Genomic DNA, 17,504 nt, shown 5'->3' on the forward strand with positions numbered 1-17,504 from the left:
TTTATTAACACTTATATTATAATAAAATACCCAACGAAATAACTTGAAAACATAAAAAAGCCCAAGTATCGGGCTTTTAATAAATTTCATCCGGGGACAGGTCAGGGGTCCATTTTTCCTCCGTCCCCAGATAAATCAACCTTGCGTCAGTATCGCTTCTGGCGAATGGGCATAGGTATACAAGGCTTGATTTTCCGCATAGTCTTGTGGATCGTAAACAACAGATACGGTGTTTAACAGTGCCCTTAACTCATCCAATGTTGATACATCCTTAAACTTAAGCGCTCCTGCAAGGCTCATCATTGGCGCATCCACGTCCAGTATAGCCTCTGAATCGGGATCTAAGGTTTCGGCCTTTAACTGGGCCTGGGACAAGTCTGTTTTTTGGGCTTCATACCGTAAAATACTGGCCTCAATTGCCGCGCTCAATGCTTGAGTGTACCCATCTTCATACACATATGGTGCCTTTCGGGTCAATAAACTTAAATCAAACTCGCCCTTCGATACGGGAACAGCCAAATCTTCAAACAAGGTAGATTGCAATGTATAAGGCGTATCTGGATGCACTCTGAAAATCACAAATCCACGCCTTGCTGTGCCATCGTAAATGATGGTGTCATCATCTAAACCAAGAACAAGTTCGCTTGTATAGGCACTTGGCCCAACAACAAGTTCATTTTCCTGAAGCCTAGGAGACGCAAATCCACTCAGCCCACTGCTGCTTAACGCAAGTTCCAACCGCTTCTCGATAACTTGATCCAAATCAGGGTCTTCCATTAAATCCTGTATTTGGTGGCCCTCATGGACCAGCCTAAACGAGTCAATTACCCCACGGCTTGCAAACCCATCTTTATGATCAAAAAAGCTAATATCCAGTACAATAAAATCACTTCCAAATTCAGCGATATCCCCATTGGAATACCCCAATTGATTGATTTTGACATCAAAATAGTCATGACTAGATGTGGCCAGTGCCGGGCCTGTTGAAAAAATCGATCCACTTTTAGCAGGCACTCTTACATCTTCATTCACAAGGTCCACCAAAATTTCAGCACCAGTGTTTTCAAGCGCTTCTGGCATAAGAAATGCAAATAAAACTGGATTTTGAGCCCCTGGAGATACCATTTGCTCAGCCAGCATTCCATAAGGCAAAAGTTCAGTGGCACTATGAATTGGATAATAAAAATCCCCTTGATCGGTCTTGCTAATTAAATGAATTCTCTCTTGAGGATTCAAGCTTAAATTGGCTTGCAACATTGCCTGAAATCGCCCGCGTACCACATTGAAGATGTTGTTGTCATTTGCATTAACATGCTTGCCAATACTGGCTTCACCGGTGGTTTGATCCACCATAAGTTTAAACCCCTTATGGAAATCAGTGCCCACGTCAAGCGGAAGGTCCTCTAAAGTTTCAGGCACAAGTGCCATTTCACCCACAAGCGGCATATGAATGTGGCCATAGTCCGTATCATAATAATGCAAGGACAATTCACTCATCCCAGTTTTGGGAACCAAGAAAACCAAGACGCCTTCTAGGTCTGATTGTGGTTCAAGATTTACCGATGTCTCGCCTGGAGTCACCAGAGGTGTCTCGGCAATCCATGTTGCTGGAGATACTGGGTGGGTCGAGTTGTTATTATAGGTTAAAGAAAAATGATTAAAGACATTGGGAATCACGTAGGGCACTTCTGCATCCACTTTTTTCCCATTTGCTGCCGATGACCCCACCCAATTGGCTGGATGGCCACTGCCATCTGGATATACAATAACTTCCTGTTTTGGCAGCACGTGATCCAGTTTAAGAAAAACTGCAGCAAATCGCATCTCATCTGGCGCTTGAACCCCATTAAATGCACCCAGAAATACCAATTCATCTGCATGGATTGCCATAGCTTCATTTTGTCGTGTTTCATTAAGGTCTATCCGTTTCTGAATTTTTACAGCTTCTTTTGGCAACTGATCCCCTGAGAGAAATTTGGATGTTTTGGCGTCATATTGATCTAATTTTGCCCCTATTTCATACCGGACGGCATCCACAAGTTCTGCTTTTCCCACCTGTTTTACTGGTGTCAGTTTTGCTAGGGCACTTGCACTAAAATACGCTGCCAGCCCGTCTTCTTCCTCTTTTCGAACTTGTATAGACACGGTGCTCATGCTGTTTTGGGTTTCAGTTTGCATACTGGCCAGTAAAGCGTCCGTACTCTGTTTAATAATGGTCGCATCTTCTGAAATCACATAGGCGCCTCCAGAACGTTCAGCAGTGCTTAAATAATCTGCTTCATTAAGGCCTTCCCCTAGACCCAGCCAAAGAACATTTACCCCTTCTTCAGCAATTTCATCCAATATTGTGTCGAATTTCGCGCGGTCTTCATCAGAAACAGAGAGGGCCGCATCCGTTAGATACACCATCACTTTTTGTGTGCTCGGAATGGCTGCCAATGTTTTGTAGCCGACTTTTACAGAATCCAGTATATTCGTCCCACCGCCTGCCTGCAAAAGGCTTAGAGCCCTAAGTGCCTTGAGTTTATCAGAGGTCAACAGTTGATTGACATACACTTCATTGTTAAAACTCATTATTTGAATTTGAGTATGGTCTGGCAATTGTGCAATAAACCCATGAAAGAGATTTTTCATTTTTTCCATTCGATGGCCCGTGGTTTCATCCCATTCCATATCCATAGAGCTACTGATATCAACAACGATGTTTACAATAGGCACATCGCTTGGTGCCACTTGAGTGGGTCTCTTATAAGTTGCTGTATACGTTGCATTAATCTTGTCATTAATGGCTGTAAATACCGCTGACAAAGCATTTTGATCTTCAGCGCTAAAGTATTGTCCGCCCCCTATTTTTGACACCGTTTTTAGGACAGCCCCATCATGGCCTTCTCCAAATCCAATCCCAAAAAGTTGAACAGATGAAGCTTCTAGTCCCGCAATTACAGCATCAAGGCTTGTCATATCCGGTGTGATTTTATGATCTGGTAGTTCATTCGTACCATCTGTGAAAACCACTAGGGTTGCGCGTTCTAGGTTTTCAATTAGGGCAATGCTTTCAAGAATGCCATCATAAAGCGCCGTATACCCGCCTACGGAAATATCCTTAAGCGCCTGAATGCCTTCTGCTTTTGTTTTTCCCTCAAAAACCCGAACTTCAGTGTCAAAGTCTATAACTCTAAGGTGGGTCCCCTCTGGCAAACCTTCTATAAAGATTTGTGCCGCTTTAAGCGTCGCCTCCATTTGACCTTTCATGGATCCAGATGAATCGATGAGCAAGGCAACACTTGGTGGCGTCAAGACACTTGTTATTGAAACAAGTTCCACTGGGTCGCTACCTTCTCTTACAATGGTGTTTTCCATATTTGGATCAATGCCTTCAGTGCGTTTGTCCACTAAACTAAAATCAAATTGGACTGTATCCCCCAGTTCTTTAATGTTTTCAATTTTAAGTCCTTCTGTTGATAAATCAGCCCCATCTTTTATGCTAAAAGCTTTTTCCAGCAAATAAGGCAATTCAACTCTTGTTTGATACCCTGCCTGAACTGGAATAAGTTGCGTGCCATATTGATTTACCAAACTCTTTCCTTTCGGTGTGATTTCTGCACGCCAAAGTCCGCTCGGCAGATACACGAGAAAATCCCCTTCTTCTGTTCTATCGACAATTGGAGCACCGGCGTATTCTGGATGGACAATACTGGTGTTTTTCCCATCTGGAAAAAAGGCAACGCCATCAGCTTCCTTGGCACTAATAATTACCGCACCAAGGTCTTCGCTGCCACGTATTTTTGTGACATCACCAAGGGCGTGTAACTTAAATTGTAATTTTTCAGGCGAATCGTTCCACGACACCTTACAAACTGCCACCTCCTCATCCAGTGGCAAATCATTAAGTCGATAGTAGGTTTCAATTTCTGAGTCTAATGTTGCACTATATACTTGATCTCTCTTGTAAGCATCAAATGCAAATTCTTGATAAATATCCAGACTGATTGTACCGCCTTCTAGAAAAATTTCTGCACTTATGAAGTCAGTATCGGGATTATAAATCATAAAAGTTGCTTCATTATAAGGGTAATCCTCTGGATTAATGTCTACTGTCCCACCTGGTCTCAAGCTTGCTTCACTAATGATGTCCAATCTAAAAGAATCCGAGTTATCTGTTAGCTGTCCCCAATGTTGTGCGCCATTTTGGTCTTCAATGGAAAAAACGACACCATAACTGTGAGTCCCTTCTATCGTCCCACCTATTTCTACAATGTAGCGTTTAAAGTCTCTTATGTAAAAATCATAATCAGGGTCTTCAGAATTTTCCTGTTTTGGTATACTCAAGTACCATAAGTTACCATACGCATTCCTTGTCTTAGCATACAATTGATTTGTATAATAATTGAATTGAAAATAACTGTTCGCTTCATACTGTATTTCACTATACGAGTCCGCTTCACCCAGCGGGTTTACTTTTGGCACAGGATTCGGCCAATTGGAAACAACTTCTGTGTTAAATGACCAAACGCTTGGCGTATTTTCATCGTCTTCTGAAACTTCCACATTACTTCTCAACGCAATGGTCATGCGTTTGGGGACGGAGGAAAAACGGACCCCTGCCCTGTCCCCAACTGACATAACATAGTCAATTCAACATGGGGACCGCTTTCTCAAAACGAAAAAAAATGTGGGCCAAAACGCATATTGTTTTGATCCACATTTAATCTTAAATCTTCAGCCCACAACACCTTTTCCATCTGGGGACAGGGTGGGGGTCCGTTTTCCCTCCGTCCCCAAACGCTTACATCTTAAACTTAGAAATACTCCTTAACATTGCTTCCGATAACTTAGCCAACTCTTCACTGGCATCAGCAATTTGTGCCATAGCAGCTGTTTGCTCCTCCACGGATGCAGACGCTTCTTCAGTACCCGCTGCATTTTGTTGCGATATTAAAGATAAATCATCCATAATTTGAATCATTTGATCTTTCTTCTTCAGCATAATATCACTTGCATCATTTAAGTCAGAAACAACATTTTTAACAGACTCTATAGATTGGGCAATTCCATTAAACTTATCTTCCGTTTCTTTTAGACTCACAATCTGTTCATCCGCAATAACCCGCGTAACCCCCATCGTTTCAACTGCATTTTGTGTTTTCATCCCCAATTCCACAATAACTTCAGAAATTTCATTTGCAAATGTATTGGACTGCTCAGCCAATTTTCTAATTTCATCTGCAACAACGGCAAAACCTTTACCAGCTTCACCAGCTCGAGCCGCTTCAATAGCAGCATTTAAAGCTAAAAGATTTGTCTGATCTGCTATATTTTTAATCATATCACTGGCGCGCTCAATTTTTTCAGCACTTTGATTTGCTTCAATTACAATGCTCTCAACTTCTTTTGATGACGCATTGCTTTTGTTTGTTTTATTTTCCAATTCTTTAAGCACCACAAAGCCTTCATTTTTCAGCTTATCAACAGTCTCAGCTGACTGGTTCAAGACTTTAATTAGATTCAGTTCATCCGTAATTATTTCCCCTAAAGAATCAATCTCATCAGCTCCTGTACTGGATTTTTGAGACTGATCTGAGGCACCATTTGCAATCTCTTCAATTGTTTTCGCCACTTCATCAGCCGCAAGTGCTGACTGCTGGCTCGTTGCCGTAAGCTCTTCAGAAGACGCTGCCACGCTACCTGCATCTTGTGAAATATCAGAAATCAAAAGAATTAAATTCTGACGCATTGCATTTAAGGCTCGTGTGATGACACCAATTTCATCTTCAGAATTCATGTACTTTTCATTGACTGAATTGTCATTGTTCAAATCATACTCTGATATTTTTATTATATCTCCAGACAAAGCGGTAATCGGCCTTGCAATTGATTTTCCAATAATGACGGCAATGACGATCCCAATTAACAAAAACACAGCAGCAATTATTATCAGTAAAGTGCGCATATTTCTAACTGGTTCTAAAACTTCTTCATCAAACGCTGCATTTAGGACCAGCCATTCCGTTTCCGCAATTGGGGCATACCCTACCACCATTTGAATTCTATCAAGTGTATAATTATCAACGCCTTCACTGGTATTTAGTGCATTTTCAACCATCCTAGCCACTGATGCGTATGTTTCATCTTCTTTTGCATTATCTAAATAATTCACCTGCTCCATAACATTCTGACGGTCCGGATGGGCTACAATAATTCCTTTTTTATTTACCATGTAAACAAACCCTTTTTCGCCATATCCCATAGTGTTGGTAATGTCCGCAAGCATGTTTCCATCACCTCTGGCAATTAGAACGCCTACAATTTGTTCATTTGAAAATATAGGAACAGCATACATTAAAACGGCCTGATTGGTGACTCTGCTAATAATTACATCAGACACATTAGGCGTTCCCTCTAAAGCTTTTTGAATATAGCCACGGTCACCAAGTTCTGCTGTATCCCCTGTTAATACATAAGTTGCCAATCCATCTGGGCTAACTACTGCCATATCCAAATAACCGAGTTTTTCAATATCAGGTGCTAGAGCATTTTGTTGCATCGTCCATTCCATAGTCTGGACACGTTGTCTATTTGCAAGCTCCTGCAAAACTCTTAAATTGCCATCAACTGTAATTTTTATTTCTTTCGCCGCTAAATGACTTGTTTCAAGTAAAGAAGCTTCCGCTTGTTCTGTGACAGTATTGGATGAAAAAAAAGTTGCTGTGACCCCCATACCAACAGTAACCACTATAACCAAAATTCCAATGTACAGTATAATCTTCGTCGCCAATCCTTTACGCATAAAATCCCCCCTAATATAATTTCGTTAAGTTATTATCATATGTATACCCGAATGCACCCGAACCTAACCATCTGGGGACGGAGGAAAAACGGACCCCTGCCCTGTCCCCAACTGACATAACATAGTCAATTCAACATGGGGACATATTTTCTCAAAATGAAAAAAATGTGGACCAAAACACATATTGTTTTGATCCACATTCAATCCTAAATCTTCAGCCCATCACACCTTTTTCATCTAGGGACAGGGTGGGGGTCCATTTTCCCTCCGTCCCCAAACGAACAAAAGCGTAGATCAGAATAAAATCTGACCTACGCTTTAACTTGATTTAAACGCGCTAGCGTTTAAGCCACCTCTCAATTTTCAATCTAATCAACCTCCTTTCATAGAAGTATTAACCGGTTAAGTACATTTTCCCATACAGGCCTTCATTTATCCAGCTAAAACATTTTTTAACTTATTTTTTAGCATAGACAATTTTTTTGATTGCGGCCTCGCTTAAACGATAAAGCTCAGCCAATTCAGAAATACTAGATGACTCACCAAAAGATTTTCGAATCCTTGCATTTCTTGCATCAAGTTCTTTTCGAAGTCCTGTGTGATTTCCCCAACCCGCTCTACCGGAGGATTTAGGCACATAAATCACCATGCCTTCAGAATACTTTTGTACTTCCTCGAGTAGGTGAGTTGGCAAAATTTCTGCTGCATTTTTGTAATTCAAAATAATTTGCCTCCTTCATAATTGTAAATGTATACAATTTCTCACCTCCTTAAAGTATTTTCATGACGCAACTGAAAAACGTCTTGAATTAATGGTAATATAACCTAATTGGCTTATATTTGTCAACTTTTATCCATCCAGGGACAGGTCAGGGGTCCGTTTTTCCTCCGTCCCCAAACGAGGAAATTAATAAATTCGTTAAATCACACGGCGATTTACTGCGTCCATTTTTTATCCAATAATTCAAAGTTTCTACTAAAATAACTGCACCTATTCTCTTTACATACATTGAATCTATCTTTTCAAGCCTATTGAGCCTGCTGTCATCGAAATTCTCAGAAACATCCATTTCTAACAATTTAGAATATAACCATTGAACGCGATCAATTCGAATTAAACAATCCACCAATTCATAATGTTTTGTCCAAAACTCTATAGAGACCTCCATCAAATTTAAAGGAAATGGCAAATTAAAATTACCTGCTGAAGAAAAGTCCATAAGGCATCTACTGTAAGAGACAATTTCCTGATCAATAGCTTCCAAGAGTATTTCGTCAATACGCTGATAATGCCTATAAAAAGTAGATCTGGAGACCCCTGCTTTTTTCGCAAGTTTTTCTACAGCAATTTTGTCATATGATTTGACTTGGACCATTTCCAACAATGCACAATACAATTTTTCTTTAGACTTATTTTTAAAATTTGGTTTGCCTGTATGGTACAATTTTCCCTCCAATGTCCCAATTCAATATATTTGTATTGACCACGCCTAATCCTTATTATACCATTATCATTAAATTCTAACAATTAAAGAAAGGGATAACTATGAAAATGAAAAAACGTAAAAAACTGGGGCGACAAATTTCAAAACGCGTTTTTCTAGCACTGCTTATTGTCTTTATTATTGGGGGCGTATTGATTACATCCCTTATTTTTGACAAAGTCTCTTCTTTTGCAGACTCAACCTTTGATACCGTTGGTACCAGCCTTCAAAAGAGCATTGAAGGATTTGAAGTTTCTACATTCCTAGACGGTGAGAAAGAAATGAACCACTATAACCGACTTGTTTCAGATATGGATCAGCTACAAAAAAATATTCAATTTTTTTCAGACCGTCTTTTATTTATAACCCAGTCCAATGAGAACCTTGTCTATATCCATGGTCTTGAGGGAGATAAAATATATACTGCTGGAACCATTGTTGAAAATCCTGAGGCCGATTTACTCAATGTTTTTGCAACCGGTGAAGCCTATAAATCAGAAATTAACCTTAAGACTATTTTGTCACGTGAACCCATGGACTTTTATTTGCCTATAAGAGATGCCTCTGGAAAAATCGTAGCAATCCACATGACAATTAAATCAGAGTTGATTCTTCTATTGCTTGGGCTCATTTTAGGCGTTCTCATACTTACACTTGGCGTCATTTTATTCACCGTAAACATTACCGTCGGCCTGGTAATTGCCTCTGAAATGAGACAAATGTCAGAACTGGTTGATCGTGTAAAAGAAATTTCCAACCTCGAAGGAGACCTTACTAAAAGAATCAAGTTGAAAAGTAATAACGAAATCGGTGAAATGGCTGATCATATCAATGCATTGCTTGAAACCATCCAAAACTTAATGATTACAATTCGAGATTCTTCAATTTTTTTAAATACAAGTACATCTGATTTCACCCGCTCGATGGGTCTAGCAGAAGAATTGACCTCAATTATTGAAACTTCTGTTACCGAAAATCAAGTCGGAATTGTCAAACGTTCAGAATCCATTGAACATATGAACTCTAATATCCAGACGATTAATCAAACTGTATCAAGTGTCGCCTTAAAAACGCAAAATTTGAGTAAAATAGCTGAAAATACAAATGATGAAGTCAATAATGGAAAAGAGTTAATGTCTAGCATGCGAAGTTTTGTGATGTCATCAATCCAACAAGTTACTGATACAGGGGAAAAAGTATCAACTTTAGAAAATAAATCAGAAGAGATTGGCAAAATAGTAGAAAGCATAAGAGGGGTCGCAAATCAGACAAACCTACTTGCTTTAAATGCCTCTATCGAAGCAGCACGAGCGGGTGAACATGGTAAAGGTTTTTCAGTTGTTGCAGAAGAGGTACGTAAGCTCGCGGAAGAAACGGCTCTTCAAGCAAATTCAATAGAAGCCATCATCAAGAGTATCCAGTCTCAAGTTAGCGAAACACAAAATTCAATGTCCTCAACACTCTCAATAATTAATCAAGAGGGCGATATGGTTCAAACACTCGAAAAACAGTATAGTAATATTATTGAGGCCATTATCAACGTCGCAAAAATGATTAAATCCGTAGAAAATGCCACTGAAGAAATTCAGCAGCAAAGTATAGAAGTGACTGATGAAATGGATAATCTTAAAGGTTATTTTTCAGAAAGTGATCAATCCATAGCCTCTATGATGCGTGAAGTCCTTAATCAAAACAAAAACATACAAAGCATGTCCAGTCAAACACATGAATTGTCCAAAATATCCAAGCAATTAAATCAGTTAATTATTAAACTTAAGTTATCATAATTATCGTTTGGGGACGGAGGCAAAACGGACCCTTGCCCTGTCCCCAAACGATTAAATTTTAAACTTACGGATACTGTTTTGCATTTCTTCAGCCAACTCAGCTAACATTTCACTGGCTCTTGAAATCTCCGTCATTGACCGGGTTTGTTCCTTACTGACGCATTTAAAGAAGCCAATACTTCTATCGTCGTCTTAATCTCTTTGGCAATGCCACTGGTTTTTTTAATAACGTCCATTATTTCAACAATTGCATCTTTGGTCACCTCGATTTTTTTAACCAGTTCTTTCAGTGTATCTATGGATTCAGTCGACGCATTTAAATCCAGTCTATGGGTCTTGTCTTGAACGACTAAGTTTCCCATCGCATTTACACTTTTAGCTCCTTTTTCAGTGCCTTCAGATTGATTGATTGCCATTTTGAAATGCCATTTATTGCCCTAGACACCTCCTCAGTTGATTGTACCGAAACTTGTGTCGTCGCAGTCAATTTTTGAGATGAAGAAGCAAGATGCTTGAATTTTCTAAAATATCATGCATCAGTTGAATCAATCTTCAAATCATAATCTGCAATTTTTTCTAGTAAGCCAGTCGTTTAAGTTACTTGATTTAAAATACTGGTCAAAATAATACCTATTAATATCACAGCACATACAAGCCCAACGGCTATAATTTTAAAATCACGGATGTAAAATCCAACATTTCTGATTCTGGTATATCCACATATACACGCCAATCAGCAGGGTTCCCAATTTCATATGCTAGGTCTATGGTTTCATGCTGCACAAATTGATTTGATGTGTATTGTCCGTCGTAGATAAGGCTAAATTTACCAGACTCATAAATTGACAAAGCACCGATGTATTCATTGATATAATCAATTGTCATGTCAATCGCTAAAGCTCCTTCTACTTTCCCGTCAACAATAATTGGATATGCAATCGTTACCATTTCAACATCTGCACCGTCAATTTCCCACACAACAGGTTCATAAACAAAGATATTACCACTGTTATAAGAATCGTAATAAAAAGCGCCATCAACTTCATTTTCAAGCCAACCAACTTCTTTTAACCCTACATACGCAACAGAATAACCTTCTCGATAAAAATATGGATTATAGGCCCCTGATGATGTGTAAAGGTTCCCTAACTCAACATATTTTGGACTCTCAAGCCGCATCCATATCCCATAAATAAACTGGTGATTTTATAGTGTTTCATTTAAAAAATCGTTTACTGTACTGGTTGCCACTTTAAGTTCACTGGTCACATACTTTTCGTTATTTTGAATTTCATTGCTTCTTGCATCTATTATTGATACATGTGTAACCACACTAATTATTAAGGCTACCATAATCCCCACTACAAGCATTGCTTTTTGATTTATTTTCATAAGCCCTCCCCAGTAACCCAGATTTTAAGAACAAACTATTATTTTTTGGCTCTGTTAGACTTCAGTGTTGTTAATTAGTCCAATAAAAGAGGAATGGGATGTCCATTCCTTTTTCGATTATGCTATGGATTTATTTATAGTACTATTGTAGAATTTCATATTCGAAATCACCATCATTCAAAATCAATCTAATCGAGTAACCTTTAATCGCTGGATATGGAATCGAACTTCCGCTTTCAATCGTGTTAGTTAGTTCTTCTTGTTCTTCGGGTGTGAAAGCAATACCATTAACAAGATATTTACTATCATCATTATCATCCATTTTAGATAGTCTTAAAGTAACTATTTTCCTATTCGAAAATAGCGAATCTTCTTCTAATCGTTCTAATAGTTTTTCTATTATTAATAATTCCTTCTCATCAGTTGCAATATAAACAGGACAATTAAGTTCTTCATATAGTGTATTCATATCAAACATATACTGTACTGCAAATCCTCGCCCCACAGCAACATTATATTGCAGACTTTCAATTTCTGCATCCTGCTCCTCAAGTGTTTGATTTATTTCATTCTTATTACTTTCCAAAGATTCAATTTTTACATTTAATCCAATGATTTCATTGTTTAGTGTTTCAATTTTGGAATTTAATTCTGAAGTTTCCGCATCTTTTTTTTCAGTTGCCTCACACCCAAACAGCGAAAGCGATACAACTAAAAGTATCAGTATAATTCTTTTCATATCTGCATTCCCCTTTTTATTAGTTTAACATATTTATATTCTATTTAGTCATTCCTATGTGATTATAATTAAGTATATTCAAATAAATCAAGTTTTATTCCAATTAAACATAGATTGGTTCTCTACTTTTGTATTGTTCTATTCTTGTATCAATTGGCTTAGTTGAACCATTAACAAGTAGTTGCCTTGCTTTGACAATTTCTTTTTCATCAAGGAAAGTTTCTAACCACTTGAACCAATGTAAATAGTTAGGCAGATATTTTGTAGCCACACCATTGAAACGGGCTACCCATTTCTTAAACTTACTATGGATACTGTTTACATGTGAAATATGATAAACACCATTCTTGTGTTTGCCTGATGCTATTTTTATATGTTCGGAGGACCTGTCAAGAATTTTGTGTAAAGTTTGATTTAAAATTTTAAGTGAGCAGCGATTCTGTCAGAAAAAAGGGTCTCTAATTGATTCATGACTTGACCCCAATTTTGGACTGGACGAGTCCATGATTGCTTTATATCCATAGTTCTTAAGTAAACCAACTTGTATAGAGCCATCTCATTTGGAAAAGCACCTTTACGATCCGTAACTTTTCTTAGCTGATTATGATAACTTTCAATGGTATTGGTGGTGTATATAATTTTTCTTATCTCACTAGGACACTCAAATAAACGCTCTACAGCGTCCCAATTGTTGCGCCAAACAGCCACTGCTGCAGCAGACTCTGACCATTTAAGCTCAAATGCTTCGAACAGGATTACGGCTTCATCCAAACTCACGGCTTTATAAACAGCCTTTATATCTTTGGCGAATTCAGACCATCTTTTTCGTGCAATATAACGCGTAGAATTGCGCATAAGATGTACGATGCATCTTTGTGTTATGGTATTGGGGAAAACACCTTTGATAGCTTTTTCAAGCCCTGTTAGACCATCTAGAGAGATAAATAAGATATCTTCAACGCCACGTTGTTTGATTTCCTCGAGGATTTGAAGCCAATAGCGGCTGCTTTCTTCTTCTGAAAGCCAAAATCCTAGTACGTCTTTCTTGCCCTCTATATCAATCCCGATGATGTTGTACAGCGCCTTTTGCCCTGTACCAGAAGCTGTTTTAACTGGGGTATACATAGCGTCTACGAATACAAATGGGTAGAATTTCTTTAAAGGCCTATTTCTAAACTCTTGTACCAATGGAACGATTTTATCAGTTACTTTTGAAACGGTTTCGTGGCTAACTTCAAAACCATAAATGTCCTCAATTGTTGCTGAAATATCACGCTGTGATTGACCTTTTGCATACATTGAAAGGATTTTATCTTCTATCCCTGAAATATCCTTTTGATGTTTTTGAACCACCTGAGGCTCAAAAGAAGCTTCACGATCTCTTGGGATATTTAGATCAAATTGTCCTAATTGGCTTTTTACCGTTTTAGCACTTTTTCCATTACGTCTATTTGATGTGTGCTCTATATTATTTTCACTTTTTGAGTAGCCTAGGTGTTCGTCAAGTTCTGCATTTAGCATTGTTTCAAGCGTTTCAGAGAACATATCTTTTAGTGCTTCTTGAACATCCAATGCATTCTTTAGCTCATAGTTCTGAAACAAATATTCCATTAATTCTTTGGGCGCTGGATTTCTTTTTCTTTTTGCCATTTGGGACCTCCATTTTGTCTAAGTGAATTATAACTGATTTTTCACTTTACACAAAATATCTTACACCATCTGTTCGGAGGCATACTCTTTCAAAAATCTATTGTAACTTGGGTGCGAATCAGTACAGACTAATGATTCCGAATCTAACCTACCTTTGAAAAGACGCTCTAAATCAGTAGTTTTTATGCGTCCTTTATTAACCATCTCGAAGATAATATTATTTTTTCTATCAATTGCTGTTGCAATGCATATTTGCTCTCTACTGATACCTCTTTTCTTCACTTGCTTACCTCTTTTTCGAGATTCACGAGGCATTTTAAAGCCACTCTTTTTGTGATTGCCTTTAAAGGATTCAGGCAAGAAAGTTTCATCCATTTCAACGATACCTGATACTTCGCCAATGCCTTGAAAATTGCGAACAGCGTCAAGAAGTCTATGTCTCATGTAAAATGAGGTCTTAACACTTACATCACAAGTACGAGCCGATTTACGGATTGAGTAACCCATTATCATACACTTGGCATAGTTAACCCACTTTTCAAGTTTTACATGTGAGTTAGCCATAGGTGTTAAAGTTAAGTCATTAAATGTTTTACCACAGTCTTTACATCTAAATCTTTGAACATCATTCTTTTTACCATGTTTGATGACTGAAGTACTACCACAATGCAAACAAGCAACACCATTTGAATAGCGTTGCTCTCTACTGTCGCTATGAATTGATTTTGTTATTGATTTAAATGAAATTAGTTCACTTATATTATTAAATAATTCTTCAATTTCATAATCACTCAATAACTTAATGTCATAAAATATGCTTTTTGTTGATGGCATGGTAGACTCCTAACGAATGTATGTTCTTTTTAATTATAGAACAAGTGTTCTGAGTTGTCAAATAACAACACTAAAGTCTAACAGAGCCTATTTTTTTAATTTCACTCATTTTATAAAATCCAAAATATTATCTTATATTAAATATTATGTAAAAATTAGAAGGTTAGATTTAACATTAACCTTCTATGCCTAGAAAAACTTCAATTCTTCACCCAGGGGACAGGTCAGGGGTCCGTTTTTCCTCCGTCCCCAAACGGAATCCTTACAATTTCATAAATCTCTTTGCGACTGCACGTATGGGTTTATAGAGGACCCCTTCTAATTTTTTAGTAACATTTTCAAGTTCTTCAATAATTTTAATTTCTTGTGGACAATGTTTCTCGCATTTTCCACACTTCACACAAAGAGATGCATTATGTGGTTCACTTTTTAAACTTGTTTGCATCAAGTATTTAGAAAATGCCCCAATTCTTCCTTCAATTTCAATATCATTATAGCAAGATAAGCACGTTGGTATATCAACCCCAACCGGACACGGCATGCAGTAATTACATCCAGTACAAGGCACCTTGATCTTCTCATGTAGCGTTTTTTTAACTTGATCAAACATTGTTTTTTCAACTTCTGTAAACGCATTAACATCGGTTTCGCTTGCAACTCTCATATTTTCATTTAGCATTTCCATGGAATTCATCCCAGATAAAACTAGGGTAACCTCGGGCTGATCCCATATCCACTTCAATGCCCACTCAGCAGGAGATCGTTTTACTTTCGCTGCTTCAAAAGTCTTATAAACTTCCTTTGGCAAATTATTTACAAGTTTTCCTCCTCTTAATGGTTCCATAATCATCACCGGTAACCCTTTAGAAGCTGCATACTTAAGACCACTCTTACCCGCTTGATTGTTCTCATCCAAGTAATTATACTGAATCATACAAAATTCCCATTCATATGCATCCAATATTTTAATGAACTCTGATTTGCCCCCATGATAAGAAAATCCAATGTTTCGGATTTCTCCACTTTTTTTCTTTTCATCAATCCACTGAACAACCCCTAGTTCTTTCAGTCGGTCCCAGGTGACTAAATCAGTCAACATATGCATCAAATAATAATCAATATAATCTGTTTGAAGTCGTTGAAGTTCTTTGTAAAAGAGCTTATCAAAATCTTCATATTTTTTAACCAAGTAAGGTGGCAACTTTGTGGCAACATTCACCTTTTTTCGATATCCTTTGGCTAAAATTCTACCTAAAATTACTTCACTATTTGGATAAATATAGGCTGTGTCAAAATAGTTAACACCATTTTCAATTGCGTGAATAATTTGCTCTTCGACTTCACTCTCACTTTTGGAAAATCTCATACACCCAAAACCAAGTATAGATAAGTGCTCTTTGTTCTTTGGATTAACTCTATTTTTCATCTAAACCTCTCTCTTTTTACAAAAGTTTCTTTATTCAATCGGATGACTTTCATCGGACCATAATTTCACCCGTAGTGAAGTTGATATACACATTCTTTTCATAAGGATCTTCAAAAACCAACCAATACATATGGTTTGCTATATTATCACCAGCATTACTTTTTTCTTTAGTATAGGATTGCCAAACAAGAAGCTTGTCCGTATTCACTTCGTACCCATTATCCAGTCCAATTTGTTTTGCTTTCACATAGCTGATTCCCTCATGTGCATATATGACATGTGCTTTCTTGTCCATAAAAAGCACGTACACAAATTTATCTTGATTCGTTTCTGAATCGACTCCAATATACAAATAATTTTTGTCATGTTTTTCTTTCTCAAGGACATCCATTTGATACACTGTCGAAATTCTATTTGCATTGCTGGCTTCAGCATGATACTTCCATTCTTCAAACACAGCCAACATAAGCCCCCTAAACTGAAATAAAGCGCTTAAAACTAATACTATTATACAAATTATAAAGATCTTCTTTTTAGGGCTCATGAAAATCCCCCTTCGTTTCTCTTTTTGATGGTTCCATATTCACATCCCTCTATACCAACATAAATTCTGATGAAACTCAAACCCAAGTTTTCCCAAAATTTTTACAGATGCCCTGTTCTGTGGATCAACAGATGCACCCAGTCGCTTAATACTTGTAACTTATGAGGCGTGCTTTCGGCATGTGGTTATCATCTCGGTATTCAGCTAAACTTTATTTGATCGAATCAGCAAATCTGTCTCCACATTCAACCCCTTAAACGACCAAGATGGAATACATTCACTAAATGCATATTGCTGAACGCGTAGTACATCACCATCAGTTAAGCTGTATACAATCGCATAGCCGTGATCGATATCGATGATCCAATACTCCTGAACCCCGCTATTCGCATAGAGACTGAGCTTCTTTATCATGTATTTACCACGCGTCCTTGGCGACAGGACCTCTACCACCAGCGTGGGCACACCGTGATATTTGCCCTTTCCATCGATGTTTTCGGAATCGCATATCACCAGGATGTCTGGCTGCACGATATTAGGGTCATCTTCGAAATTCGGCGAATTATTTTTAAGCCGCACATCAAAAAGGCCCATTATAGGGCTGCACGCTTTTCCTTTAAAAAAATTATAGAACTGACCGAAAATCTCTCGGATTGCAACTTGATGGGCATGACATGGCGAAGCCATAAAGTAGATTTCACCATCGATTAGCTCGTACTGGGTCTCTGTATTTTCTGTAATCTCCAAAAACTCAGAAAGTGTCACTCGTCTTCGCAGATAATATTCTGCAGTGCTCTCCTTCATCACATAGACCATGGGATCTTGATAGGGAATAAGCTTTGCTACCCCCCTCTCGTTTTT

Annotated in this window: 14 protein-coding genes and 1 pseudogene; 1 reads left to right on the top strand and 14 read right to left on the bottom strand. The window is 38.0% G+C overall.

Annotation, left to right across the window (positions count from 1 at the left end; translation table 11 throughout):
- Positions 1-135: 135 nt before the first annotated feature.
- The 4 genes from JOC49_RS04745 to JOC49_RS04760 all read right to left on the bottom strand — a co-directional run bounded on the left by JOC49_RS04745 (position 136) and on the right by JOC49_RS04760 (position 8,232).
- On the bottom strand, positions 136-4,623 hold the full coding sequence (locus JOC49_RS04745) for a vWA domain-containing protein (RefSeq protein WP_204662932.1): 4,488 nt from the start codon (positions 4,621-4,623) through the stop codon (positions 136-138).
- Positions 4,624-4,786: 163 nt separating this feature from the next.
- Positions 4,787-6,787, bottom strand: coding sequence for a methyl-accepting chemotaxis protein (locus JOC49_RS04750; RefSeq protein WP_204662934.1), 2,001 nt, complete (start codon positions 6,785-6,787; stop codon positions 4,787-4,789).
- 457 nt (positions 6,788-7,244) lie between these two features.
- Positions 7,245-7,508 carry a CD3324 family protein gene (locus JOC49_RS04755; RefSeq protein WP_204662936.1) on the bottom strand — a complete coding sequence of 88 codons (264 nt, stop codon included), beginning with the start codon at positions 7,506-7,508 and terminating at the stop codon, positions 7,245-7,247.
- Positions 7,509-7,656: 148 nt separating this feature from the next.
- Positions 7,657-8,232 carry a TetR/AcrR family transcriptional regulator gene (locus JOC49_RS04760; protein WP_204662937.1) on the bottom strand — a complete coding sequence of 192 codons (576 nt, stop codon included), beginning with the start codon at positions 8,230-8,232 and terminating at the stop codon, positions 7,657-7,659.
- Between the two features lie 107 nt (positions 8,233-8,339).
- Here JOC49_RS04760 and JOC49_RS04765 point away from each other — a divergent pair, with 107 nt between their 5' ends.
- Positions 8,340-10,058 carry a methyl-accepting chemotaxis protein gene (locus JOC49_RS04765; RefSeq protein ID WP_204662939.1) on the top strand — a complete coding sequence of 573 codons (1,719 nt, stop codon included), beginning with the start codon at positions 8,340-8,342 and terminating at the stop codon, positions 10,056-10,058.
- Between the two features lie 131 nt (positions 10,059-10,189).
- On the opposite strand, the gene JOC49_RS04770 is transcribed toward JOC49_RS04765, so the two are convergent.
- The 10 genes and pseudogenes from JOC49_RS04770 to JOC49_RS04815 all read right to left on the bottom strand — a co-directional run bounded on the left by JOC49_RS04770 (position 10,190) and on the right by JOC49_RS04815 (position 17,459).
- A complete protein-coding gene (locus tag JOC49_RS04770; protein ID WP_204662941.1) occupies positions 10,190-10,474 on the bottom strand; it encodes a hypothetical protein in 285 nt (94 codons plus the stop codon).
- 247 nt (positions 10,475-10,721) lie between these two features.
- The gene (locus tag JOC49_RS04775) at positions 10,722-11,237 is read right to left on the bottom strand and encodes a PDC sensor domain-containing protein (RefSeq protein WP_204662943.1); all 516 of its coding nucleotides are present in this window, start codon (positions 11,235-11,237) and stop codon (positions 10,722-10,724) included.
- A gap of 27 nt (positions 11,238-11,264) precedes the next feature.
- Positions 11,265-11,450: a hypothetical protein gene (locus JOC49_RS04780; RefSeq protein WP_204662945.1), complete on the bottom strand. Its 186-nt coding sequence runs from the start codon at positions 11,448-11,450 to the stop codon at positions 11,265-11,267.
- Positions 11,451-11,592: 142 nt separating this feature from the next.
- Complete coding sequence (locus JOC49_RS04785; RefSeq protein ID WP_204662947.1) at positions 11,593-12,189, bottom strand: coiled-coil domain-containing protein; 597 nt, start codon at positions 12,187-12,189, stop codon at positions 11,593-11,595.
- 213 nt (positions 12,190-12,402) lie between these two features.
- Positions 12,403-12,556: pseudogene (locus tag JOC49_RS13510) on the bottom strand (IS1595 family transposase); the annotation flags it as partial.
- A gap of 47 nt (positions 12,557-12,603) precedes the next feature.
- Positions 12,604-13,839, bottom strand: coding sequence for an IS256 family transposase (locus JOC49_RS04795; RefSeq protein ID WP_204662951.1), 1,236 nt, complete (start codon positions 13,837-13,839; stop codon positions 12,604-12,606).
- A 60-nt stretch (positions 13,840-13,899) separates the two neighbouring features.
- Positions 13,900-14,673, bottom strand: a complete 774-nt coding sequence (locus JOC49_RS04800) for an IS1595 family transposase (RefSeq protein ID WP_204662953.1) — start codon at positions 14,671-14,673, stop codon at positions 13,900-13,902.
- 262 nt (positions 14,674-14,935) lie between these two features.
- Entirely contained in the window at positions 14,936-16,099 is a 1,164-nt protein-coding gene (locus JOC49_RS04805; protein WP_204662955.1) for an aldo/keto reductase, read from the bottom strand.
- 49 nt (positions 16,100-16,148) lie between these two features.
- Positions 16,149-16,643, bottom strand: a complete 495-nt coding sequence (locus tag JOC49_RS04810; protein WP_204662957.1) for a hypothetical protein — start codon at positions 16,641-16,643, stop codon at positions 16,149-16,151.
- Between the two features lie 204 nt (positions 16,644-16,847).
- Positions 16,848-17,459, bottom strand: coding sequence for a Uma2 family endonuclease (locus JOC49_RS04815; protein WP_204662959.1), 612 nt, complete (start codon positions 17,457-17,459; stop codon positions 16,848-16,850).
- Positions 17,460-17,504: the final 45 nt, after the last annotated feature.

Source organism: Fusibacter tunisiensis (assembly GCF_016908355.1).
Classification (GTDB): domain Bacteria; phylum Bacillota; class Clostridia; order Peptostreptococcales; family Acidaminobacteraceae; genus Fusibacter_D; species Fusibacter_D tunisiensis.

Excerpts from the sequence above, each read along its gene's own strand:
- JOC49_RS04745 (WP_204662932.1), bottom strand. The coding sequence starts at position 4,623 with ATGTCAGTTGGGGACAGGGCAGGGGTCCGTTTTTCCTCCGTCCCCAAA.
- JOC49_RS04750 (WP_204662934.1), bottom strand. The coding sequence starts at position 6,787 with ATGCGTAAAGGATTGGCGACGAAGATTATACTGTACATTGGAATTTTG.
- JOC49_RS04765 (WP_204662939.1), top strand. The coding sequence starts at position 8,340 with ATGAAAAAACGTAAAAAACTGGGGCGACAAATTTCAAAACGCGTTTTT.
- JOC49_RS04770 (WP_204662941.1), bottom strand. The coding sequence starts at position 10,474 with ATGGCAATCAATCAATCTGAAGGCACTGAAAAAGGAGCTAAAAGTGTA.
- JOC49_RS04775 (WP_204662943.1), bottom strand. The coding sequence starts at position 11,237 with ATGCGGCTTGAGAGTCCAAAATATGTTGAGTTAGGGAACCTTTACACA.
- JOC49_RS04780 (WP_204662945.1), bottom strand. The coding sequence starts at position 11,450 with ATGAAAATAAATCAAAAAGCAATGCTTGTAGTGGGGATTATGGTAGCC.
- JOC49_RS04785 (WP_204662947.1), bottom strand. The coding sequence starts at position 12,189 with ATGAAAAGAATTATACTGATACTTTTAGTTGTATCGCTTTCGCTGTTT.
- JOC49_RS04795 (WP_204662951.1), bottom strand. The coding sequence starts at position 13,839 with ATGGCAAAAAGAAAAAGAAATCCAGCGCCCAAAGAATTAATGGAATAT.
- JOC49_RS04800 (WP_204662953.1), bottom strand. The coding sequence starts at position 14,673 with ATGCCATCAACAAAAAGCATATTTTATGACATTAAGTTATTGAGTGAT.
- JOC49_RS04805 (WP_204662955.1), bottom strand. The coding sequence starts at position 16,099 with ATGAAAAATAGAGTTAATCCAAAGAACAAAGAGCACTTATCTATACTT.
- JOC49_RS04810 (WP_204662957.1), bottom strand. The coding sequence starts at position 16,643 with ATGAGCCCTAAAAAGAAGATCTTTATAATTTGTATAATAGTATTAGTT.
- JOC49_RS04815 (WP_204662959.1), bottom strand. The coding sequence starts at position 17,459 with ATGGTCTATGTGATGAAGGAGAGCACTGCAGAATATTATCTGCGAAGA.